This window comes from Micromonospora sp. CA-263727, assembly GCF_050942455.1.
Taxonomy (GTDB): domain Bacteria; phylum Actinomycetota; class Actinomycetes; order Mycobacteriales; family Micromonosporaceae; genus Micromonospora.
The window spans coordinates 2161137-2184038 of the sequence record NZ_CP192031.1 but is presented as its reverse complement, the minus strand read 5'-3'; the positions used below and the strand labels follow the sequence as shown (position 1 = coordinate 2184038).

20 protein-coding genes are annotated in these 22902 nt (G+C 73.9%); 15 read left to right on the top strand and 5 right to left on the bottom strand.

Going from position 1 to position 22902, the window contains the following annotated elements:
* The first annotated feature begins 33 nt into the window (after positions 1-33).
* The 12 genes from ACQPYA_RS09935 (at position 34) to ACQPYA_RS09880 (ending at position 10861) form a co-directional block, all read left to right on the top strand.
* Positions 34-1386: an ABC transporter substrate-binding protein gene (locus ACQPYA_RS09935; RefSeq protein WP_433532322.1), complete on the top strand. Its 1353-nt coding sequence runs from the start codon at positions 34-36 to the stop codon at positions 1384-1386.
* Positions 1383-2114: an ABC transporter ATP-binding protein gene (locus tag ACQPYA_RS09930; RefSeq protein ID WP_433532321.1), complete on the top strand. Its 732-nt coding sequence runs from the start codon at positions 1383-1385 to the stop codon at positions 2112-2114. Before ACQPYA_RS09935 ends, ACQPYA_RS09930 begins: the two co-directional genes overlap by 4 nt.
* Positions 2111-2884, top strand: a complete 774-nt coding sequence (locus ACQPYA_RS09925; RefSeq protein ID WP_433532320.1) for an ABC transporter ATP-binding protein — start codon at positions 2111-2113, stop codon at positions 2882-2884. Before ACQPYA_RS09930 ends, ACQPYA_RS09925 begins: the two co-directional genes overlap by 4 nt.
* Positions 2881-3756, top strand: a complete 876-nt coding sequence (locus tag ACQPYA_RS09920) for a branched-chain amino acid ABC transporter permease (protein ID WP_433532319.1) — start codon at positions 2881-2883, stop codon at positions 3754-3756. The genes ACQPYA_RS09925 and ACQPYA_RS09920 overlap by 4 nt, the downstream gene beginning before the upstream one ends.
* Positions 3753-4763, top strand: coding sequence for a branched-chain amino acid ABC transporter permease (locus ACQPYA_RS09915; RefSeq protein ID WP_433532318.1), 1011 nt, complete (start codon positions 3753-3755; stop codon positions 4761-4763). Before ACQPYA_RS09920 ends, ACQPYA_RS09915 begins: the two co-directional genes overlap by 4 nt.
* Entirely contained in the window at positions 4760-6214 is a 1455-nt protein-coding gene (locus tag ACQPYA_RS09910) for an aldehyde dehydrogenase family protein (RefSeq protein ID WP_433532317.1), read from the top strand. Before ACQPYA_RS09915 ends, ACQPYA_RS09910 begins: the two co-directional genes overlap by 4 nt.
* 120 nt (positions 6215-6334) lie before the next feature.
* Positions 6335-7003 carry a hypothetical protein gene (locus tag ACQPYA_RS09905; protein WP_433532316.1) on the top strand — a complete coding sequence of 223 codons (669 nt, stop codon included), beginning with the start codon at positions 6335-6337 and terminating at the stop codon, positions 7001-7003.
* 66 nt (positions 7004-7069) lie between these two features.
* Positions 7070-7456 (top strand): hypothetical protein, encoded by a 387-nt coding sequence (locus ACQPYA_RS09900; RefSeq protein ID WP_433532315.1) that lies wholly within the window; start codon positions 7070-7072, stop codon positions 7454-7456.
* Positions 7457-7573: 117 nt separating this feature from the next.
* Entirely contained in the window at positions 7574-8125 is a 552-nt protein-coding gene (locus tag ACQPYA_RS09895; protein WP_433532314.1) for a Pr6Pr family membrane protein, read from the top strand.
* On the top strand, positions 8122-9087 hold the full coding sequence (locus ACQPYA_RS09890; RefSeq protein ID WP_433532313.1) for a glycoside hydrolase family 88 protein: 966 nt from the start codon (positions 8122-8124) through the stop codon (positions 9085-9087). The genes ACQPYA_RS09895 and ACQPYA_RS09890 overlap by 4 nt, the downstream gene beginning before the upstream one ends.
* Before the next feature lie 198 nt (positions 9088-9285).
* Positions 9286-10332 (top strand): NAD(P)-dependent alcohol dehydrogenase, encoded by a 1047-nt coding sequence (locus ACQPYA_RS09885; RefSeq protein ID WP_433532312.1) that lies wholly within the window; start codon positions 9286-9288, stop codon positions 10330-10332.
* 13 nt (positions 10333-10345) lie between these two features.
* Complete coding sequence (locus ACQPYA_RS09880) at positions 10346-10861, top strand: 2'-5' RNA ligase family protein (protein WP_433532311.1); 516 nt, start codon at positions 10346-10348, stop codon at positions 10859-10861.
* 19 nt (positions 10862-10880) lie between these two features.
* On the opposite strand, the gene ACQPYA_RS09875 is transcribed toward ACQPYA_RS09880, so the two are convergent.
* The 4 genes from ACQPYA_RS09875 to ACQPYA_RS09860 are packed head-to-tail and all read right to left on the bottom strand — an operon-like array spanning position 10881 to position 15815.
* Positions 10881-11816, bottom strand: coding sequence for a siderophore-interacting protein (locus ACQPYA_RS09875; RefSeq protein WP_433532310.1), 936 nt, complete (start codon positions 11814-11816; stop codon positions 10881-10883).
* A 38-nt stretch (positions 11817-11854) separates the two neighbouring features.
* A complete protein-coding gene (locus tag ACQPYA_RS09870) occupies positions 11855-13954 on the bottom strand; it encodes an iron ABC transporter permease (protein WP_433533448.1) in 2100 nt (699 codons plus the stop codon).
* 5 nt (positions 13955-13959) lie between these two features.
* Positions 13960-14943, bottom strand: coding sequence for an ABC transporter substrate-binding protein (locus tag ACQPYA_RS09865; RefSeq protein ID WP_433532309.1), 984 nt, complete (start codon positions 14941-14943; stop codon positions 13960-13962).
* Positions 14944-14981: 38 nt separating this feature from the next.
* Entirely contained in the window at positions 14982-15815 is an 834-nt protein-coding gene (locus ACQPYA_RS09860; RefSeq protein WP_433532308.1) for an ABC transporter ATP-binding protein, read from the bottom strand.
* 300 nt (positions 15816-16115) lie between these two features.
* Here ACQPYA_RS09860 and ACQPYA_RS09855 point away from each other — a divergent pair, with 300 nt between their 5' ends.
* Positions 16116-17846 (top strand): hypothetical protein, encoded by a 1731-nt coding sequence (locus ACQPYA_RS09855; protein WP_433532307.1) that lies wholly within the window; start codon positions 16116-16118, stop codon positions 17844-17846.
* A 158-nt stretch (positions 17847-18004) separates the two neighbouring features.
* On the opposite strand, the gene ACQPYA_RS09850 is transcribed toward ACQPYA_RS09855, so the two are convergent.
* Positions 18005-18670, bottom strand: coding sequence for a hypothetical protein (locus ACQPYA_RS09850; protein WP_433532306.1), 666 nt, complete (start codon positions 18668-18670; stop codon positions 18005-18007).
* Positions 18671-18994: 324 nt separating this feature from the next.
* Between ACQPYA_RS09850 and ACQPYA_RS09845 the strand changes: the two genes are divergently transcribed.
* Together ACQPYA_RS09845 and ACQPYA_RS09840 are read left to right on the top strand one after the other, a co-directional pair.
* Positions 18995-19957, top strand: a complete 963-nt coding sequence (locus tag ACQPYA_RS09845) for an AraC family transcriptional regulator (protein WP_433532305.1) — start codon at positions 18995-18997, stop codon at positions 19955-19957.
* A 79-nt stretch (positions 19958-20036) separates the two neighbouring features.
* Entirely contained in the window at positions 20037-22793 is a 2757-nt protein-coding gene (locus ACQPYA_RS09840) for an AAA family ATPase (protein ID WP_433532304.1), read from the top strand.
* The last annotated feature ends 109 nt before the right edge of the window (positions 22794-22902 follow it).

Here is a 22902-nt window from a genome sequence, read left to right as displayed (position 1 = left end):
CCTGCACCTCGGCTACCCGCCCCTGGAGGCGACATGGCAACCACCCCCACCCCCAAGCCCGCTCGACCCCTTCGTCTCGACCGCCGCCAACTGCTCCGGACCGCTGGACTCGGCATCACCGGTGCCGCCATCGCCGCCCCACTCGCCGGTTGCGAGATCGGTGCGGGAGACAGTGAGTCCACCGCCGGCGGCTCGTCGACCCTGAAGATCGGTTTCGTCAGCCCCCGAAGCGGCCCGGCCGCCAGCTTCGGCGAACCCGACGCGTACGTGCTCGACCTCGCCCGCAAGGCGTTCGCCGCCGGCATCACGGTCGGCGGCACGAAGTACACCGTCGAGATCATCGAGAAGGACAGCCAGTCCAACCCGCAGCGCTCCGCGCAGGTCGCCAACGACCTCATCAACGCCGACGGCGTGAACCTCATGCTGACCACCTCGACGCCCGAGACGGTCAACCCGGTCTCCGACGCCTGCGAGGCGGCCGGCGTGCCGTGCATCTCGACCGTCGTGCCCTGGCAGGCGTGGTATTTCGGGCGGGGCGCGAAGCCGGACGAGCAGGCCGCCTACAAGTACACGTACCACTTCTGCTTCGGGGTCGAGCAGTTCGCCAGCGCGTACTCGACGCTGTGGCCGCAGGTCGCGACGAACCGCAAGGTCGGCGTGATGTGGCCGAACGACTCCGACGGCAACGCGATCCGCAACTCGCTCGGCCCGCTGCTGGAGAAGGCCGGGTTCACCATCGTCGACCCGGGCGCCTACACCAACGGCACCAACGACTACAGCTCCCAGATCGCCCTCTTCAAGCGCGAGAGCTGCGAAATCTTCAACACCTTCCCGATCCCCTCGGACTTCGCCACCTTCTGGCGGCAGGCCGCCCAGCAGGGGTTCCGGCCCAAGATCGCGCAGCTCGCCAAGACCGGTCTCTTCCCGTCCCAGGTCGAGGCGGTCGGTGACATCGGAGTCGGGCTCTGTAGCGCCGCCTACTGGACGCCGACCTACCCGTACACCTCGTCGCTGACGAAGGTCTCGTCGGCGGACCTCGCCACCGGCTACCAGGCCGCCGCCGGCAAGCAGTGGACCCAGCAGCTCGGACCCAGCCTCGCGCTCTTCGACGCGGCCGCAGCCGCCTTCCAGGCCGCGCCGGACCCGACGAACCGGGAGGCGCTGGCGACCACGATCGGCACGCTCGGCGTGGACACGCCGATCGGCCGGCTGGAGTGGGGCAAGGGTCCGAACGCCAACGTGGTCGCCACCCCGATCCTCGGTGGGCAGTGGCGGCCCTCGCCGGCCGGCAGCCCGTACCAGCTCGACTTCGTGATCTGCGAGAACTCGTCGGACCCCAACGTGCCGGTGGCGAGCACGCTCCGGCCCTACCCGCTGGGCTCATGACAGCCGCTCCCGTGCTGGCCGGCGCCGGCCTGGTCAAGCGGTACGGCGACCTGGTGGTCCTCGACGCGGTCGACTTCGCGGTGGCCCCCGGTGAGGCGGTCGGCATCGTCGGCCCCAACGGCGCTGGCAAGACGACGCTCCTCGGGGTGCTCGCGGGCGGGATCAAGCCGCTCGGCGGCACCGTGCGGATCGACGGCCGCGACGTGACCCGGCTGCGTCCCGAGGCCCGTTGCCGGCTGGGGATCGGCCGCGCATACCAGGTGCCCCGGCCGTTCGGCGGGCTGACGGTGCTGGAGAACGTGCTGGTCGGCGCCACCTACGGCGCCGGCCTCGCCCGCCGCGCCGCGTACGCCCGCGCGGTCGAGGTTCTCGAACTCTGCGGGCTGCGCGAACTCGCGAACCGGCGGGCCGAGACGCTCGGCCTCCTGCACCGCAAGCGGCTGGAGCTGGCCCGGTCGGTGGCGACCGACCCCCGGGTGCTGCTGCTCGACGAGATCGGCGGCGGCCTCACCGACGCGGAGGCCGCCGAGCTGATCGACACGATCAGCCGGCTCAGGGAGCGCGGGATCGCGATCGTCTGGATCGAGCACATCGTCCACGTCCTGGTCCAGGTGATCGAGCGCCTGGTCTGCATGGACGCCGGCCGGGTGATCGCCGACGGCGAACCCGCCACGGTGTTGCGCGATGCCACCGTCATCGACGCCTACCTGGGGCAGGCCCACCGATGAGCGCGCGTGGCGACGGGCCGAAGGCGCTGCGGGTCGAGTCGCTCACCGCCCGGCACGGGCTGTTGACGGCGGTACGGGAGGTCTCGCTCACGGTCGACGACGGCGAGGTGGTCGCGCTGGTCGGGGCGAACGGCGCGGGCAAGTCGACGCTGCTGCGCACGATCGCCGGCGCGCACCCGAGCGCGGCCGGCGCCATCCACTTCGGAGCCGACGACGTCACCACCCGCCCGGCCCACCAGCGGGTCGCCGACGGGATCGCGCTCGTCCCGGAGGGCCGGCGACTCTTCCCCGACCTCACCGTCGAGGAGAACCTGCTCGTCGCGGCCCGGCGCGCCCGGCCCGGGCCGTGGCGGCTCGACACAATCCTCGCCGCCTTTCCGATGCTCGCCGAGTTGCGCGGCCGGCGCGCCGCCGCGCTCTCCGGCGGCCAGCAGCAGGCGGTCTCGATCGCCCGGGCGCTGCTGACGAATCCGCGCCTGCTCCTGGTCGACGAGGTGTCGCTGGGTCTGTCGCCGGTGGCCGTGGAGACCGTCTACGCGTCACTTGCCACCGTGCTCCGCAGCGGGGCGACGCTGATCCTGGTCGAGCAGGATCTCCAGCGCGCGATGTCGGTCGCGGGGCGGGTGGTCTGCCTCCTGGAGGGCCGGATCGTGCTCGACGCCCCGACCGCCGACGTGACCCGCGAGCAGGTGACGGAGGCGTACTTCGGGCTTTCCCGCACCACCGGCGGGGCCGCCGCCGACAGCACCCGCGGAGGTGGGGTTTCGTGAACTGGGTCAACGCGGTCGTCCAGGGTTTCTTCCTCGGCGGCGTCTACGCGCTCTTCGCCTGCGGCCTCTCGCTGCTCTTCGGCGTCATGCGGATCATCAACCTCGCGCACGGCGACCTCGCCGTGCTCGGCGCCTTCCTGGTCTGGTGGATCGCCACCTCGCTCAACCTGTCGCCGTTCGTGGCGCTGGTCCCGGCCCTGCCGGTCATGCTGCTGCTCGGCTACTTCCTGCAAAGATCGGTGCTCGCCCGCAGCCTCCGCTCGGGCGAGCTGACCCCGCTGCTCACCACGTTCGGCCTGGCGATCGTCCTACAGAATGCCCTGCTACAGGTCTTCTCCCCGGACGTGCGGTCGCTCGGCGGCGCCACCGGCCTGCTCGCCACCGGGAGTTGGCAGGTCGGCCCGCTCGCGATCCCCTATCTGGGGGTGCTGATCCTCGCGACCGCCGTCGCGGTCCTCGGCGGGTTGCAGGCGCTGCTGCGACGCACCGGCGCCGGGCGCGAGTTGCGGGCGGTGGCCCAGGATCCGGACACCGCCACGCTGGTCGGCGTGCCGGCCGCCACGGTCTATGCCAGAGCCACCGCGATCGCCGTCGGCACCGCCGCGGTGGCCGGCACGTTCCTCGCCATCCACTCGACGTTCGACCCGTCGAGCGGGCCGACGCAGCTCATCTTCGCGTTCGAGGCGGTCGTCATCGGCGGCATCGGCTCGCTCTGGGGCACCCTCGTCGGCGGGATCGTGCTCGGCGTCGCGCAGACGGTGGGCGCGACGATCGACCCGCAGTATTCGGTGCTCGCCGGGCACCTCGTCTTCCTCGCCATCCTGGCCAGCCCGAGAGGCCGGTCGATCGTCGCACGCAGGAGGTCGGCGTGAGCACCACCGCGACAGCCGCTGCCCGGGAAACCCGGCCGTGGACCATCTCGCGGACCGGCGCGACCGGACGCTGGGGTGGGGCCATGCTGATCGCGCTCCTCGTCGCGTTCTTCGCCGTCCCGCAGGTGCTCACCGCCAACGTCGTCGCGCAGCTCACCAGCCTGCTCATCTTCGTGATGCTCGCGGTGATGTGGAACGCCCTCGCGGGGTACGGCGGGATGGTCTCCGTCGGGCAGCAGACGTTCATCGGCTTCGGCGCGTACGGCACGATCTACCTGACCCAGCGGGAGGTCCCGCCGTACCTGGCGATGGTGCTCGCGGCGCTCGCCTGCGCCGCGCTCGCCGCCCTCCTCGCGCCGCTCGTGCTGCGCCTGCGGGGCGGCCAGTTCGCGGTCGGCACCTGGGTCGTCGCCGAGACCATCGCGCTGATCGTGGTGCTCGACGAGACGCTCGGCGGCGGCACCGGCATCTCGCTGCGCGGGCTCAACGTCTACGCCCCCGCGGTGCGCCGAGCGCTCACCTACTGGCTGGCGCTCACCGTCGCGGTGCTCCTGCTGGTGCTGGTGTTCCTGCTGTTGCGCCTGCGTACCGGCGTGGCCCTACAGGCGATCCGCGACGACCCGGAGGCAGCCGCGTCGCTGGGGGTGCGGGTCGCTCCCGTGAAGTTCCTGCTCTTCGTGCTCGCCGGCTTCGGGTGCGGGGCGGCGGGCGCGTTGATCCTCGCCAACACCCTCTTCATCCAGCCTCAGTCCATCTTCGGAGTGCACTGGTCGGCATACATGATCTTCATGGTGCTGGTCGGCGGGATCGGCACCTTCGAAGGCCCGATCGTCGGGGCCGTCCTGTTCTTCGCCGTCCAGTACTGGTTCGCCGACCTCGGCGCCTGGTATCTGATCGGGCTCGGGCTCGTCGCGGTCGCCTTCGCGCTCTTCCTCCCCCGTGGGCTGTGGAGCCTGGTCGACGACCGGGTCCGGCTGCTGCCCGTCGGCTACCATCTGCGGCCGTGAACCTGGTCAGGCACTTCATCGGCGGCCGGTGGACCGACGCGGCCAACGGTGGCGAGTACCCCAACCACGACCCGTGGTCCGGCGCGGTACTCGCCACCGTCGCCGCCGGTGACGCCGAGGACGCCCGGCGGGCGATCGACGCCGCCCACGAGGCGTTCCCCGGCTGGGCCGGCAGCCTCCCGGGCCAGCGGCAGGCGGTCTTCCTCCGCGCGGCGGAGATCCTCGCCCGCCGGCGGGAGGAGGTCCGGGCGCTGCTCACCGCCGAGACCGGCTGCGGGCACCACTTCGCCAACGTCCAGCTCGACTTCAGCCTCTCCCTGCTGCGGCAGGCGGCCGCGCTGCCGTACCAGTCGACAGGGCAGATCCTTCCCTCGGACGTCGCGGGGACGACGGCGGTCGCGGTGCGGCGACCGGTGGGGGTGGTCGGCGCGATAGCGCCGTGGAACTCCTCGCTGGTGCTCGGCGGCCGAGCCATCGTCGGCCCGCTGGCGCTGGGCAACACCGTGGTGCTGAAGCCCTCCGAGGAGTCGCCGACCAGCGGCGGCACGATCTGGGCGGAGATCTTCGCCGAGGCCGGGCTCCCCGCGGGCGCGCTCAACGTGGTCACCCACGCGCCCGGCGACGCCGGGGCGATCGGCGCGGAACTCATCGCCGACCCGCGGGTACGGCGGATCAACTTCACCGGCTCGACCGTCACCGGCCGGCGCCTCGCCGAGCAGGCCGGTCGCCATCTCAAGCGCGTCGTGCTGCAACTCAGCGGGCAGAACCCGCTGATCGTGCTGGCCGACGCCGACCTCGACCACGCGGTGGACGCGGCCACCTACGGCGCGTTCGTCCATCAGGGCCAGGTCTGCATGTGCGCGCGGCGCATCTACGTGGAGGACCGGATCGCCGAGCCGTTCGTCGCGCGCTTCGCCGCCAAGGTCGCCACGCTGCCGACCGGCGACCCGGCGGACCCGGCGACGGTGATCGGGCCGGTCATCAACAAGTGGTCGCTGTCGCTGCTGACCCGTCGCGTCGAGGAGGCCGTCGCGGCCGGCGCCCGGGTGCTCGCCGGTGGCGCCCCGGTGCCGCCCTGCTATCCGGCGACCGTGCTGACCGAGGTGCCGGCGGACGCGGAACTGGCCTTCGACGAGACGTTCGGCCCGGTGGTCGTGCTTGAGATCGTCGCCGACGCGGACGAGGCCGTGCGCCGGGCGAACCAGTCGCGCTTCGGGCTCACCGCCGCGGTGCTGACCGGCGACCCGCAGCGTGGCGTCGCCATCGCCCGGCGGCTGGAGGCCGGCATCGTCCACGTCAACGACCAGCCGGTGAACGACGAGCCGCAGATGCCGTTCGGTGGGGTCAAGGAGAGCGGCTGGGGGCGGTTCGGGATCGGCTTCGCCGCCGACGACTTCACCGAGACCCAGTGGCTGACCACCAGGGACAGTCCGCGCGCCTTCCCGTTCTGAGCGGCTTCCGGTTCTGGGCGGCCCGGTGCCGCGCCGCCGTCCATGGTCACCCGCGGGCCGGGGATTAGTCCTCGGGGACGTGGGTAAGCCGCTGCGCCCGAGACGGCGGAAGGGGACCGAATGTCGGACACACACACCACACTGCGCTCGATGCACGACCTGGGACTGGCGGCCTGGTTCGGCGGGTCCCTGATGGGGGCCTTCGGCGTCAACGGCGCCGCGGCCCGGATCGACGACTCGACCCAGCGGCTGCCGATCGCGTCGGCGGGCTGGGCCCGGTGGACCCCGGTCAACGCGGCGGCGATCGGCGCCCACCTCGCCGGGGCGGTCGGTGAGCTGGTGACCGAGAGCCCACGGATGGCCGCCCAGGCGGGCGTGGGGCGGGCCAGCACGCTGAAGACCGCGCTGACCGTCAGCGCCCTGGCGGCGACCGGCTACAGCCGGCTGCTCGGCATGCGGCTGGCGCGCTCCGGTGCGCCCTCCGTGCAGGGCGTCACCGAACCGAACCAGCAGACGCCGGCGAGCGTGGCGGCCAACCAGCGCAAGCTGAAGATGCTGCAATGGGCGATCCCGGCGCTGACCGGCGCGCTGATCGTGGTCACCGCGTACATGGGCGAGCAGCAGAAGCCGGGGCAGATGTTGCGCGGCATGCTCGGCCGGGCGAACGGCATGATGGCCGGGGGCCGCGCGATGGGCATGATGAGCGGGGGCCGGGCGATGGGCCGCAACGCCGGCCGGATCGCGGCGGTGAAGGCGGTCCGGCGGCAGATGGCGATGTCCGGCCGCTGACCGCCGACGGCAGGACCGCAGTCGCCGGCCGGCACCGACGCCGGCGCACCGACCAGCGAGGTGGCCATGACCGACAGGGACAGGCAGGACCGGGGGCCGGAGGGCGTCGCGCCCTGGGGCACCACGGACGGCTTCGACGCCGATCCGCCGTGGGGAGCCGGTACGGACTCGCCGATGGACGAGGGCAGCGAGGAGACCGCCGTGCCCGAGGGACGGCGCGGTGAGCGGCGAGCGGGCGAACCGACGGACCGCGACGCGGACCGGCCCGCCGGCCGGCACGGATTCGGGTCGGTGGAGCCGACCGGTACGCCGGCGGCCGGGCCGGGCGCGCCACCGGACCCGGCGCCGTCGCGGCGTACCTTCCCGGACGACGTGGCCGGTGAGGACCTACCGGACAACGCGCTGGAGGAGGCGACCGGGATGCATCCGGAAGGGGTGTCCCGGCACGGCTGATCCGGCCTGGCGGGCCGGACGCGGGCGCCAGCCGGAGCGCGGCGGGGCATCGCGGGCGGACGGATCGGCGACCGTCGGACGGTGACCGCGGGGGCGACCGGTTGGTAACGTGCCGCGATGAGTCTGCGGCGTCGACCGGCGGCGGCTGCCGTGACCCTCTACATCACCATCACCGCGGTGGTGTACCACCTGGTGCTGGCCAACCCGGCCAGCCCGTTCGCCATGCCGGAGCCCGACCGGGCCCTCGGCGAGGCGCTGGGCAACCAGTTCCTGCACACCGTGGTGCCACTGCTCGCCCTCGCCGACTGGGTGCTGTTGGACCGGCGCGGCCGGCTACGCCCGCGGTACGCGCTCTGGTGGCTCGCCTTCCCGCTGGGCTACCTCGGCTTCGCGCTGGTACGCGGGCTGGTGGTGCGGCACTATCCGTACCCGTTCCTGGAGGTCGGGGAGATCGGCTACGGCGGTGTGGGGATCGTCTCGGCCATCCTCGCTCTCTCGTTCTGGCTGCTCGGCCTGGCGTTCGTCGGCGTCGACCGGGCCCTGGCCCGGCTCCGGCCGGCGCCCCCCGCGGGTGCGGGAACCCCGGAGCAGGTGGTGCAGCCCGCAGCGGCGACAGACGGCACGCCCGGCCCGAGCGGCACGGCCGTCTCGGGGCGGTCGGCAGCGTGAGCACGCCGGTGAACGGCAGCGGTGGGACGGATCGGGTGCTGACGGCGTTGCTGGCCATGCAGCGACAGTCGTGGGAGCAGGGCGTCGCCGCGCAGGCGGCACTCGACCTGGGCCGCCATGACCTGGCGGTGCTGCTGGCCGACGCGGCGGTCACCCGGCAGCACCGGGACGGACGGCTCGGCGATGCCGGCGGCGAGACGGGCGTGGTCAACGGGGCCGCCTGCGGCGAGGCGGTACGGCACGCGGCGGCGGTCACCGGCGAGCGTCGCTTCGCCGTGGCCCTGGAGGCGCAGCTGCGTTGGCTGCTCGTCGGGGCGCCCCGGGCCGGCGACGGCACGCTGTACCACCTCCTCGGCGGCCGGGAGGTATGGGCCGACACGGTGTACATGGTGGTGCCGCTGCTGGCGCTGACCGGGCATCCGAGGTTGGCCGTCGAACAGGTGCGCGGGCATCGCGTGCGGCTCCACGAACCGGAAAGCGGGCTCTACGCCGCCCGGTGGGACGACGAGCGGGGCCGACTGACCCATCCGCAGCACTGGGGCACCGGCAACGGCTGGGTGGTCGCCGCGATCGCCCGGGCGCTGCGGTTGTCGGCCCAGTGGCCGCCGGACGTCCGCGACGAACTCGCCGGGCACGCCCGCGAGGTGATCGACGCCTGCCTGGCGTACCGGGGCGAGGATGGGCTCTTCCGGGACGTGTTGGACGATCCGGCGACGTTCCGCGAGGCGAACGTGGCGCAGATGCTCGCGTACGCGATGCTGACCGGGGTCGCCGACGGCTGGTTGCCGCCCTCGTACGCCGACACCGGCCGGGACCTCGTGGCCGCCGCCGACCGGCTGGTCGACGAACGGGGGCTGGTCACCGAGGTCTGCGGGGCACCGGAGTTCAGCGCGCCGGGCACCTCCGGCGAGGCACAGGCCTTCCACCTGATGGCGCACGCCGCGCTGCGCCGGCTGCCCTGACGGCCAGGCTGCGGCCGGCTGCCCTAGCGGCCGTGCTCCGGCCGGACCCCGGCGGGCGGTGCCGGACGGCCGTGGTCGGCGGGACCAAGGACACTGCCGCGCTGGTGGGAGCCGTGCCACGGTGATCCCAAGGGCGTTTGGTGCAGCGTCTGCCGGGGACGCGGCGGTGCCGGCGTCGTCGGAGAACGGGAGGCAAAGATGCGTGCGCTGCGGCTGCCCGCCTGGAAGACCGAACCGGAACTGGTCGAGGTCGACGAGCCGACGCCGGGCCCGGGACAGGTGGTGGTGAAGATCGGTGGTGCCGGAGCCTGCCACTCCGACCTGCACCTGATGCACGACTTCGAGGCGGGCGCCCTGCCCTGGAACCCGCCGTTCACGCTGGGGCATGAGAACGCCGGCTGGGTGCACGCGCTCGGCGCCGGGGTCACCGGGCTGGAGGTGGGCCAGCCGGTCGCCGTGTACGGCCCGTGGGGATGCGGCACCTGCGCCCGCTGCCGGCTCGGGATCGACACCTACTGCGAGAACCCGGCCGGTGCGCCGGTGCCGGGCGGTGGCGGCGGGCTCGGGCTGGACGGCGGCATGGCCGCGTACCAACTGGTGCCGGCGGCCCGGCACGTGGTGCCGCTGCCCGAGGGGCTGGACCCGGTGCAGGCCGCGCCGCTGACCGACGCGGGCCTCACCCCGTACCACGCGATCCGCCGGTCCTGGTCCAAGCTCCCGCCGGGCAGCACCGCGGTGGTCATCGGCGTCGGCGGGCTCGGGCACGTCGGCGTGCAGATTCTCAAGGCCACCACCGCGGCCCGGATCATCGCGGTGGACACCCGGGACGAGGCGTTGCGGCTCGCCGAGGAGTACGGCGCCGACCTGGCGCTGCGTTCGAGCGAGCAGACCGCCGAGGAGATCCGGAAGGCCACCGGCGGTCACGGGGCCGACGTGGTGCTCGACTTCGTCGGCGCCGACGCCACGCTGCGCATCGGCGCCGCCGCCGCACGCACCGTGGGTGACCTGTCCATCGTCGGCATCGGCGGTGGCTCGCTGCCGGTCAGCTTCTTCTCGGTGCCCTACGAGGTGAGCATCCAGACCACGTACTGGGGCAGCCGCCCCGAGCTGATCGAGGTGCTCGACCTCGGCGCGCGCGGGCTGGTGCGCCCGAAGACGACCACGTTCCGCCTGGAGGACGCGATGTCCGCCTACCGGAAGATGCAGGACGGCACGTTGGAGGGCCGGGCCGTCATCGTGCCGTGACTACAGTGATCATGTGGTCGCCGCGTTGGAGCTCTACCTGGACACCGCCGCCACCCGACGGATCCGGGTGCTCTGGGACGCCCTGGAGGCCGAGGGGGTGCAGAGCATGCGCTCCCTGCTGGAGCAGCGGCACCGGCCACACGTCTCGCTCGCGGTCGCGCCGCGTTTCGACCCGGAACAGGTGGCGGCGGCGCTCACCGGCACCACCGTGGCGGCGCCGCTGCGGCTGTCGTTCCAGCAGGCCGGGCAGTTCGTCGGCCGGGTGCTCTGGCTCGGCCCGGCGCCCACCGTGGAACTGCTGGAGCACCACCGGCGGGTGCACGACCGGCTCGCCGCGGCCGGCATTGGGCTGGTCGAGCACTACCAGCCCGGCCGGTGGGTGCCGCACTGCACGCTGTCCATGCGGGTCCCGAACACGCTGATGGCCGCCGCCGTACGCCGGTGCCTGGAGGTGCTGCCGCTGGAGGCGACCGTGGTCGCCGCCGCCCTCACCGACCACGCCCGCGGCATCTCCCACCCCCTCCCCTGACCCGGGCCGGCCGCCGCGGTCAGGAGGGGGTGGCCAGGCCGTGCCGCCAGTAGCCCATGAAGGCCACCGCCCGGCGGTCCAGGCCGCGTTCGGCGACCAGGTGCCGGCGGAGGGTACGGATCACGCCCGCCTCCCCGGCCAGCCAGGCGTAGAGCGGGGCCGTCGGCATCACGTCGGGCACCTCCCAGAGGATCGCGCGGTCCACGTCCACGTCGTCGACCGGCTGACCCGGCGACCCGGGACCGGTGACCGCGGCGACCGGCACACCCACCTCGCTGGAGAGCAGCTCCCCGGCCGCGGCGGCGACGGCACCGACCAGCCGGTCGCCGTACCGGCCGCCGTCGCGGGACAGCCAGGTCACCTCCACGCCGGGCGGCGCGACCAGCGGCAGCACGTCCTCTGCCGTGGGAACCTCCAGCAGCACCCGGCCCCGGGCGTCCAGCGGCAGCCGCTCGCAGATGCCGCTGATCGCCGGCACCGCCGTCTCGTCCCCGGCGATCAGCAGGCACCCGGTGGACGGCGGCCGGAACTCCAGCCCGCCGTGCGGGCCGGGGTGTTCGGCGTCCGGGCCGGCGATGGCGATCTCGTCGCCGGGGCGTACCCGCCGAGCCCACCGGGTCGCCGGGCCGCCCTCGCCGTGCAGCACCAGGTCGACGTCGACCTCGCTGAGGTGCGGCCGGACCGCCCGGACGGTGTAGGTGCGGACCGGGTTGCGCCGGTGCTCCGGCAGGGCCCGCAGCTGCGCGTACCAGTCAGGGCCCTGGGGCAGGTACACCGCGCGCTGGCCGGGCAGCGGCAGCGCCAGCTTGATCCGCTGGTCGTAGCCGTTGTCGGCGAAGCGGTCCAGGTCCGGGCCGGTGAAGGTGACCCGGACGAACGACGGGCTGAGCCGGCGTACCGCGCGAACCTCGACGGAGAACAGCCGCCAGGGCGTGGCGGGCAGGGTGTTGGTCATGTTGCCTCTCTGGGTACGGGCCGGGTCGCGTCGACGCGTTACCGGATTCGGGGTGCCGAGGCGCGTGAACGCCACAGCAGCCAGACGAAGTAGGGGGTGCCGATCATGGCGGTGACCAGGCCGGCGGGGACCTGGGCTGGGGCGATCACGGTGCGGCCGAGGGTGTCGGCGAGGCTGACCAGTCCGGCGCCGAGCAGCGCGGCGACCGGGAGCACCCGGGCGTGCCGGCCACCGACGAGGGCGCGGGCGGCGTGCGGGGCGACCAGGCCGACGAAGCCGATCACGCCGACCGCGGAGACCGCGGTCGAGGTGAGCAGCGCCGCCGCGCCGAGCGCGACCAGCCGGGTACGTTCCAGCCGGACGCCGAGCACCCGCGGGGTGTCGTCGTCGAGCGTCATCAGGTCCAGTTCGCGCCGGGCGGCGACCACCGCCGGGGTGAGCACCAGCAGGGCGATCGCCACCGGCAGCACCTGGGTGGCGGTCCGGCCGTAGGTGGAGCCGGAGAGCCAGGTGAGGGCCTTGCCGGTGTTCCACGGGTCGAAGGCGACGATCAGGAAGGTGATCATTGCCATGCCGCCCTGCCAGGTGCCGAATCCGATCAGGACCAGCCGGTCGGAGCTGAGCCCGCCGCGCCAGGCCGCCCCGTAGACCAGGGCGAAGGCGAGCATCGCGCCGAGCCCGGCCACTCCGGAGACCGCCCAGACGCCGGCCAGCGGCACGAAGGTGAGCAGCGAGATCGCGCCCAGCCCGGCGCCGGCGGTGATGCCGAGGATGCCGGGTTCGGCCAGCGGGTTGCGGCAGACCGCCTGAACGGTGGTGCCGGCGACCGCGAGGGCCGCGCCGGCCAGCATCGCCGCGGCGACCCGCGGCCACCGCTGGTCCAGCACGAAGGTGTACGCCGGCCCGGTGTCGCCGTTGATCCAGTTGACGATGTCGCCGACCAGCACCCAGGTGTCCCCGAAGAGCATGCCGACCAGCACCGCGACGGCGGTGACCGTGGCCGCCACGGCGACGACGGCGCGGTGGAAGGCAGCCGAACGGATGGCCGCGTGGCCGCCGGGCGGGCGGCGGGTGGGGCCGGCGTCGCGGTGCCGGCGGGCGAGCCAGATGAGGATGGCCGCACCGAGCAGGGTGGTCACCACGCCGGTGGGGATGTCGACGCCGGCCTGGCCGCCCATCACGGCCCGCAGCAGCACGTCGGAGCTGAGCACGATGATCATTCCGGCGATGCCGGCGAGCGGCAGCAGCACCCGGTGCCGGTGCACCCCGGGCACCAGCGGGCCGAGGAGCCGGACGATCACCGGGGCGCAGAGGCCGACGAAACCGACCGGTCCGGTGAGGGTGACCGCCGCCGCGGAGAGCAGCACGGCCAGCACCGTGACGAGCAGCCGGGTACGCCGTACGTCGAGGCCGAGCACGGTGGCGGTGTCGTCGCCGAGGGCGAGGATGTCGAGGCGGTGCCCGAGCAGCATCAGCGCGACGATGGAGAGGCCGATCACCGGGGCGAGTTGGGTGAGCGCGTTCAGGTCGCTCTGCACCAGCGAGCCGTTGCCCCAGGCGAAGAGGCCGATGGTGGCCTGCTCGAAGAGCAGGAGCAGCAGGGTGGTCACCGAGCCGAGGGCCAGCGCGGTGGCCGATCCGGCGAGGATGAGCCGGGTGGTGCCGGCCTGCCCGCCAGCGGACATCGCCATCACCAGGCCGGCCGCGGCGAGCCCGCCACAGAAGGCCAGGCCCCCGGCGGGCAGCGCGGGCAACGCGATGCCGAACGCGGCGACCGAGACGATGGCCAGGTGGGCGCCGGCGTTGACGGCGAGGGTGTCCGGCGAGGCGAGCGGGTTACGGGCGATGGACTGGAGGGCCGCGCCGGCGAAGCCGAGGGCGACGCCGATGGCCAGCCCGGCGAGCAGCCGGGGCACCCGGGAGGCGACCAGCACCCGGACCGTCTCGTCGTCGCCACCGGTGAGCAGCCGCAGCAGGTCGAGCGCGCCGACGGCGGAGGTGCCCTGGGTGAGGTGCACGGCGGCGACCGCCAGCAGCAGCGCGGTGGCCGCGATGAAGGCCCCGACGACGCGAGGGGCCGAGAGGCGCCCGGCCGGAGCCGACCCGAGGGCCGGCTCCGAACGCGGGGGCGCGGTCAGCGTGGTCACACCGTGTAGGTGTTGACGAGCTGGTCGATGTACTGCTTGCCGGAGAGCGGCCCGCCGAAGGTCCAGACGCCGTCCGGCATCCGGTGCAGGTTGCCCTGCTTGACGAAGGGCAGCGACTTCCAGATGGCGTTGTCGGCGAGGCCGTCGGCGAAGACGTCGCTGCCGTCCGAGGCGTTGTAGAAGAAGTGCAGGTCCGGGCTCTTGAAGACGGTCAGGCCCTCGACGTCGGTCTGGCCCAGGCCCCACGCCTCGTCGGTCTTGCCCTCCCAGGCGTTGGTCAGGCCGAGCGCGATGCCGATCTGGGAGACCAGCGCGCCCTGACCGAACATCCGGATGCTGACCGTGCTGCCTTCCTTCCAGCCGTCGGCGATGGCGAACGGCTTGCCGGCCGCACCGGCGGCGGCGATCTTCTGCTTGCCCTCGGCGATGGCGGCGTCGAAGTCGGCGAGCAGCTTCTCCGCCTCGGCGGTCTTGCCGACCGCCTTGGCGATCATGTTGAGGTCGGTACGCATCCGGCCGAGGTTGTCCGAGGCATCGCTGCCCTTGGCGACGATGACCGGGACGTACTTCTCCAGCTGGCTGATCAGGTTGGCGCCGCGGTCGTCCTCCATCACCACCAGGTCGGGTTGCAACGCGACGATCGAGTCGACGCTCGGTTCCCCCCGGGTGCCGACGTCCTTGACGCCGGAGTCGAGCTTGGCGGCGGTCACCCAGGTGGCGTAGCCCTTGGGGTCGGCGACGCCGACCGGCATGACGCCGAGGCTGACCAGCATCTCGACCTCACCCCACTCCAGGCCGACGACCTTGGTGGCGGGATTGTCGAGCTTCACCTCCTTGCCGCGGCTGTCGGTGACGGTGACCGGTCCGCCGGTGGCGGAGGCCGAGGCTGTGGGCTCGGCGGTGTTCTCGGTGGTGCCGCAGGCGGCCAGCAGCAGCGCGCTGGCGGCAGCGACCAGGGCAATGACACGGTTACGGGACATGACGTTCTTTCTCGGGTGCGGGTGTTGGCTGGTCGGGTTCAGACCGGGATACGGGTCAGGTGCCGGCCGACGGGCCGGGTGGTCACCAGTCCGTTGAGCGGATCGACGGTGACCTCGATGGTGATCCCGTAGGTCTCGGTCAGGTCCTGCTCGGTGAAAACCTCGGCCGGAGTGCCGGTGGCGCGGATCCGGCCGCTGTGCAGCAGGACCACCTCGTCGGCCACCGCGGCGGCCTGGTTGAGGTCGTGCAGCACGACGCCGACCGCGACGCCGTGGTCGTCGGCGAGGTCACGCATCAGGTCGAGGATCTCCACCTGGTAGCGCAGGTCGAGGAAGGTGGTGGGTTCGTCGAGCAGCAGCACGGGGGTGTCCTGGGCCAGACAGGTCGCCAACCAGACCCGTTGCAGTTCGCCGCCGGAAAGCTCGTCCACCGGCCGGTCGGCCATCGGGGTGACCCCGGTGACGGCCATCGCGCGGGCGACGGCGGCGGGCCCGGCGGGGTCGTCGGCGCGCCAGCGGCCCCGGTACGGGTGACGGCCGTAGCCGACCACGTCACGGACGGTGACCCCGCTGGGCACCGGCCGGCTCTGGGCCAGCAGGGTGACCCGGCGGGCGAACTCCTTGGCCGGCAATCCCGCCGCGGTGGCGCCGTCGGCCAAGTGAACCGTGCCGTGGTCGATCGGGTGCAGCCGGGCGAGAGCTCGCAGGAGGGTCGACTTGCCGCTGCCGTTCGGGCCGACGAGGGCGGTCACCCGGCCGGGTCGCAGGGCGATGCTCGCGCCATGGACCACCGGCGTGCCGTGGTAGCCCAAGCGGAGGTCGGCTCCGCGAAGGCTCTGCTCGGCGTCGCCCGACGCCAGTCCGCTCGACATGTGGTTAGGCTAACCTAACCTAACTTGCTGTCAAGGCGAGGGTCCGGCTCCCGGCCACCCTCCGGGTGACGGCAACGTCGCAGGTAGACACTGTCCGATGCATCGTCCGGAGCGCCGCAGGCCACCCCGGTTGGACACCCGCGTCCCGGCGCAGATGCCGGGCTGCGCGCGGCGCCATCCGGCGGGTGGCGCGAAACGGTACCGGGGTGGGACGACAGACCCCCGCAAGCAGCGGTAGCGTTGCGCGTCATCGCCGCCGGGACGCCGGTGTGCCGCTCGCGATTCGTACGGAGGATGGGCATGTCCATCGGCGAGAAGCCGTTCGCAACCCGCGACGACCTGACCTCACGGCCGGAGTTCGAGGTCGCCATGCGCGGGTACGAGAGACGGCAGGTCGAGCGCTACGTCGAGCAGGTGGAGAACCGCCTCGCCGCCGCCTCGGCCGAGCGGGACCGGGCGGCGGCGCGGGTGCGGGACCTGACCGGCAAGCTCCAGGCCTTCCAGGCCGAGGTGACCGAGCTGCGCCAGCGACCGGCGCAACTGGACAAGGCGACCATCCGGGACTTGGGCCCGATCGTCGCCGAGATGATCGAGCTGGCCGACAAGCAGGGCGCCAAGATGATCGAGGAGGCCACCCATCTGGCGGCCAAACTCCAGGCGGAGGCGGACAAGACGCTCGCCAACGCCCGGGAACGGACGGTCAAGGCGCTGGCGGACCTCGAAGAGGAACTGGCCGGCCGGCGGGCCGAGCACGAGAAGAAGTACGAGGAACTGAAGTCCGCCGCCGACGCCGAGCTGACCGAGACCCGCGAGCGGGCCGACAAGCTGCGCGCCGAGGGTGAGGCCACGCACGAACGCGCCCAGCAGGAGGCGCAGAAGATCGGCGAGCAGTGCCGCCAGCAGGTCGAGCAGGCGCGATCGGCGGCCGAGGCGCTGACCGCGTCGGCGCGTACCCAGATCCACCAGGAGATCCAGGCGGCTCGCTCAAAGAACCAGCAGGAGCTGGCCCAGTGGCGGACCACCGTCGAGGAGGAGTTGGCGGAGCGGCGCGCCAGTGCCGAGGAGGACCTGACCGAGCAGCGGGCGACGGCCGAACGCGAGTTGGCCGCCCAGCGGACCGCCGCGGAGCAGCGGGTCAGCTCGATGATCGCGGACGCGCAGCAGTACTCCGCGGAGATCCGCAAGCGTGCCGACGAGCAGGCGGCCGAGGTACGCAAGCACAGCGACGAGCAGGCCGCAGCCGCCGAGGAGCAGCTCCACGCCGTACAGCTGGAGGTCGGCAAGCAGCGGGACGCGCTGGCCCAACTCCAGGAGGAACTGGATACCGCCGGGCAGCAGCTCGACGAGGCGCGCCGCGAGAAGGACGCCACGGACGCCGAGCTGACCGGGCTGCGCCAGCAGCTTGAGGAGACCAGCCGCGACCTCGCGACGGAGAGCCAGCGGCTGGACGAGGTGCGCCGGGCCGCCGAGGCGGCCGAGCGGCACGCCAAGGAGACCCGGGCGCGGGTGCAGCGGGAGGCCAAGCGGGTCGCCGATCTGGCCGCCGCGGCGGTGATGGCCGCCGCGGCCGGCGGCAGCGAGACCGCCGAGTATCCGATGGTGGCCGCCAGAGGCGCGAACATCCCGGCACCCCGGGCCGGCGGCGAGCCGGGCCCGGCAACCACCGGTGCACCCCGGTCCGGTGAGGGCGTCGCCGGCCGTACGGACGCCGTGCCGGCAGAGGCCGTCCCAGCAGAGGCCGGGCCGGTGGGTGCCGGACCGGCGGCGAACCCGGCGGCGACCAGGGGCCCGGAGCCGGCCACCGGCGATCCGGAGGGCACTGCGGAGACCCGGGCCGACCAGCCGCAGCCCGAGCCGCCCGCCCGCCCGCCACACGACCCGGTGGCCCGCGCGGAGGCGGCCGTCGCCGCCGCCGGTCCGGGCGGCATCGACTGGTTCGCCGGGCCGGGGGCGACGGCACAGCACGACGAGACCGACGGCCCGGAAACCGAGGCGAACACCGACCGCGCGCCCGCGTCCGCGCCGCACTGACCCGAGGCCGCCAGCCGCCGCGTCGCAACGACCGCCGGCCCTGCCCGCCAGCGGGCGCTACGGGCCGTCCCGCGCTCCACAGTGGGCGCGGGCGGCCCGGGGTCGCCGTCGGGTCGAGTCGGCGCGGGGCCGCGCTGGTCGGGCGGGGCGCTCGACGGTCAGCACGGTCGACGCGGCAACCAGCCGAGGAACCGGCTGCGAGCGTGGGCCAACGGCATGCCGGGCAGGTCCCGGGCGGCGGCGAAGAGGCACGAGCCCAGGTAGACCGCGAGCGCGGCGCGGGCACCCCCGAACTCGGCGAGCAGTTGACTCTGCTTGACCGCGCACGGCCACTCCCGGCCGCACCCCGTGCACGTCCACTCCGGCGGCGAGGGCAGGTGCTCCGGCGGCTTCGTCGAGCGGTAATGAGCGGTGGCGCTGTTGCGCCGGCCGCGTTGGGTACGGACCCGGGCCGGTTCGTCGGACGCCGGTTGCCGGCGGGCGAACAGCTCCCGGCGGGCCAGCCCGAGGGCGCCGCCGACCCGCACCAGCGCGTCCGGCCCCGGTCGATAGCCGACCAGGGCACCCAGCACGTGGTGCCCCAGCAGGTCGAAGGCGTCCGGTCCGAGGGCGAGGTCCCGGCAGAGCGCGATGAGCCGCGACGGCGCGGCCACCCGCTGCGTCACCAGGCCGGTACGCAACACCTCCCGCAGGCCGTCGCCGAGGGCGGCCAGCCGGGTTCCCAGGATGCCGGTCAAGAGTGTCTCCCCGGCGATCCGCCGGAGCGCGTCAGCCGTTGCCAGGCGGACGATGTCAGCCAGATCGTTGATCTCCAACCACCCCATTCCCTCATCCCTTTCGGTCGATCAACTACCTCTCACTCGACACCCTTTGCATGATCATGGCCACGCTCGGTCGCGGCTAGCCCGAAGTGCGCACGAGACCGGGCGCGTTAGCCCGAAAACGAAGCCCCTCTGCTCTCCGCAACGAGCGACGTCCCCTCCACGCGACGCAGATACCGTGGGAACCTCATGGGATTCCTTCCTCTGTGGATACCATCGGAAAGGAATCCCGCTCGCCGGCCGTGCTCATCACCGGCCTCTGCAAGGCCGCGTCGGACCCGTCTACGCACGGAACGATCGCCCTCCGTCCGTGTCGATGGAGACGAGGTGAATACGAAGCTCCCGGCCACGCATCGGTTCGACAGCCGCGACCCCGACACCATCCACGCCTTTCTGACCAGCGCCTACGGCACCGAGATGACGATCCGGGCCGCGGAGGGCTACCGATTCCGCCACCACCGCGTCGACGCCGGCCCGTTCTGCCTGGAGACGATGGAGCAGTCGACCCGGCTGGAGATCGACGTCGGACGCATCGGTGCCCTGGTGGTCGTCCAGGTGGTCAGCGGGCGGATCGACCGAACCTGTGCCGGAGTGAGCGGCCGATTCGGGCCGGGAGACGTCTTCCTCGCCGCCGCACCCGGCCGCCCGTACTCGATGTCCTGGCTGCCCGGACGGGTCAAGTCGTGCCTGCTCGACCTCTCGGTGCTGGCCAAGGTGGCCGGCGGCACGCTGCCCGGTCGGGCGGGCACGATCCGGTTCACCGGACTGGCTCCCGCCTCGCCGGCCCTGGCGCGGCTGTGGCGGCACACCACGAGCTACCTCGACCACGTCGTACTCCGCAACCCGTACGCTTACCGGCAGCCGCTGGTGATCGCCAACGCCGCCCGGATGCTGGCCGCCTCGGCGCTCGCGGTCTTTCCCAACACCATCACCGGCCGCCCGGCCGCGACGGATCGCCGCGCCGCGACCAACGCGACGCTGCGTCGGGCGACGGCGTTCATCGACGAGTACGCCGACCGCGACATCGTCGCGGCCGACATCGCCGCCGCGGCCCAGGTCTCACTGCGGGCCCTGCAACTGGCGTTCCGCCGGCACCTCGACACCACCCCGATGGCACATCTGCGCCGGGTCCGGCTCGACCGCGCGCACCACGACCTGTTGCAGGCCGACCCGCGACAGGAAACCGTGTCGGCCATCGCCTCCCGGTGGGGATTCCTGAGCCACAGCCGGTTCACCGCCCGCTACCACGCCACCTACGGGATCCCGCCCAGCCGGACCCTGCACGCCTGACGCCCGGGGGGCCGACCGCCGTCGGCGGGTCACCGTCCGCACGATGGTCGCTGGCCCTGGGCGGTGCCAGAATCGCCCCATGCGGCGTGCGCTCGTCGGCCGGGACGAGGTGTTCGACCATGCCTGGCGCTCGCTGAGCGAGCCCGGGCCGGTGCTGCTGGAGGGGCCGGTCGGGATCGGCAAGACGGCGTTGCTGCGGGTGCTGATCTCCGAGGCGAGGCGGGCCGGCTGGTCCGTGCTGACCTGCGCGCCGACCGAGTGCGAGACCGACCTTCCGTTCGCCGCCCTCGCCGACCTGCTGCGCCCGCTGGCGGACCTGGTGGTGGACCTGCCGCGTCCGCAGCGCGTCGCGGCCGAGGTGGTGCTGCTCACCCGCGACAGCGACGAGACCGTCGACGAGCGGGTGGTCGGCGCGGCCACCCGCTCGCTGCTGGAGGCGGCGCTCGCCGCGGACCGGCCGATGCTGGTCGCGGTGGACGACGCGCCGTGGCTGGACCGGCCGAGCGAACGTGCGCTGCGGTTCGCGTTGCGCCGGGTCGACCCGGGGCTGGCCACCCTGGTCAGCTCCCGGAGCAGCAACGGGCCGGCGCTCCGGGCCGCGCCCCTCGGGCTGGACGCCGGCCCCGGCCGGCTGACCCGGCTGGCCCTGGAGCCGCTCGACGTGGGGGCCCTGCACCACGTCCTGCGGGAGCGGATCGGCACGACGTTGAGCCGCCCGCTGCTCGCCCGGATCGCCCGGGAGGCCGGCGGCAACCCGCTGGTCGCCATCGAGGTGGCCCGCGCGGTGCAGCGCCTGCCACAGCCACCGGAGCCGGCGCAGGACCTGCCGGTGGCCTCGTCCATGCACCAACTCCTCGGTGAGGTGCTCGCCGGACTGCCGGTCTGGTGCCGGGACGCCGTACGGCTGGCCGCCCTGCTCGGCGTTCCGCTGCTGCGCGATCTGGCGGCGGCCGGGGTGGCCGCTCAGGCGTTCGACCCCGCGGAGGAGGCGGGGCTGCTGGTGGTGACGCCGGTGCGGGTCGAGTTCGCCCATCCGGTGTACGCGGCGGCGGTCCGCGCCGGCATCCCGCCCGGCGTGCGGCGGGGGCTGCACCGCAGGCTGGCCGAGGTGGTGGCCGACCCGGACGAGCGGGTCCGGCATCTCGCCCTCTGCACCACCAGCGCGGATCCGGTGGTGGCCGACGCCCTCGCCGCGGCCGCCGCCCGGCAGCACGCGCGAGGCGCGCCGGAGGCCGCCGCGAACCTCTACGAGGCGGCTGCCCGGCTCACTCCGCCCGACGACCGGGCCGGGCACGGGGAGCGCCTGCTGGCGGCGGCCCGGTGCCGGTTCGACTGCGGCGATCATCCCGGCGCGCGAGCCGCCGCCGAGGCGGTGGCCGCCGGTTTCCACGGCGACATCCGCGCCGAGGCGCTGCTGTTGCGCGCGGTCGTCGCCTGGAGCGCCGACGAACCGGGGGTCACCGCGGTGGAGTCCGCCGGGCAGGCGCTGACGGCGGCCCGGCCGGCTTCCCCGCTGGCCGGGCGGATCCACGCCCACCTGGCCCTCTTCGTGGACCTGCCGGACCCGGCACGCGCGCACGCGGAAGCGGCCATCGCCCTGCTCACCGGGCCGGGCGGGGACCGCTCGCTGCTGGCCGCCGCGTTGCTGCACCTGTTCTTCAACGAGGTACGCGCCGGTGAGTCGCCCCGCACCGAGCTGCTCGACCGCGCGCTCGTCATGGAGGGGGCGGAGCCGTCCTGGCTGGCCGGCACGATCCCGGCGATCTGGTGGAAGGCCATCGACGATCCGGCCCGGGCCCGGGCCCGGCTCGCCGGGCTGCTGGACCGGGCCGCCGCGCGGGGCGACGAGCCCTCCCAGTACGAACTGCTCAAGCATCTCGGTGAGACCGAACTGCTCGCCGGGCGCTGGACGGTAGCCGAGCGGCACATCGCGGCGGCCCGGGCGCTCGGTGAGCTGCTGGGCACCGAACTGACCGCGGAGACCTGGCTGGCCGGGCTGCTCGACGCGCTCCGGGGTCGGCTCGACGCGGCGGCGCAGGTGGCCGAGGCGGGCGTACGGCTGGGCGAGAAGCTCGACGACGACTGGTGCCGGCGCATCCACCTGCAACTGGCCGCGTTCGTCGCGCTCTGCGCCGGGCGGACGGCCGACGCGGCGGCCGGGTACGGCCGACTCGCCGCGACGGTCGACCGGATGGGCCTGGCCGAGCCGCTGGCCCAGCGCTTTGAACCGGACTGGATCGAGGCCTGCGTGGGCGCGGGTGACCTGGCCACCGCCCGGGCGACCCTGGATCGGCTGGCGCAGCGGCACCGGCGGATGCCCCGGCCCTGGACGCTGCTCGGCCTGGCACGCAGTCGCGCCCTGCTGGACAGCGCCGGCGGCGGCGACCCGTCGGCCGCCCTGGACGGCCTCGCCGCCGCGCGGGCCGTGGTGGCGCCCGACGTGCTGCCCCTGGATCGGGCCCGCTGCCTGCTGGTCGCCGGCGTGGTGAATCGCCGGCTGCGCCGCAAGCGCCCGGCCCGGGAGGCGTTGCAGGTCGCGGCGGCCGAGTTCGACGCGATCGGCGCGGCGGCGTTCGCCGAGCGGGCCCGGGCCGAGGCCGCCCGGCTCGGCGGACGCCCGCCCGCGCCGTCGGACCTCACCGCCACGGAGGAGCGGGTCGCCCGGCTCGCCGCGCAGGGGCGGACCAGCCGGGCCATCGCCGACGAACTCTTCGTCAGCCCGAAGACGGTCGAGACGAACCTGTCCCGCGTCTACCGCAAGCTGGGCATCTCCCGCCGGGCCGAACTCGGTGCCGCGTTGGCCCGCTCGAACGCCGGGGACCCGCTCAATGGCTAGGGAAACGCCGGATTCCTTCGCGGGCGACCGGCCGTAGCGTCGAGATGTCACCTGTCGGCCGCCGTCGGATGGTCGGAGTGCCGGTGGCCGGGTGCGGAAGAAGGGAACA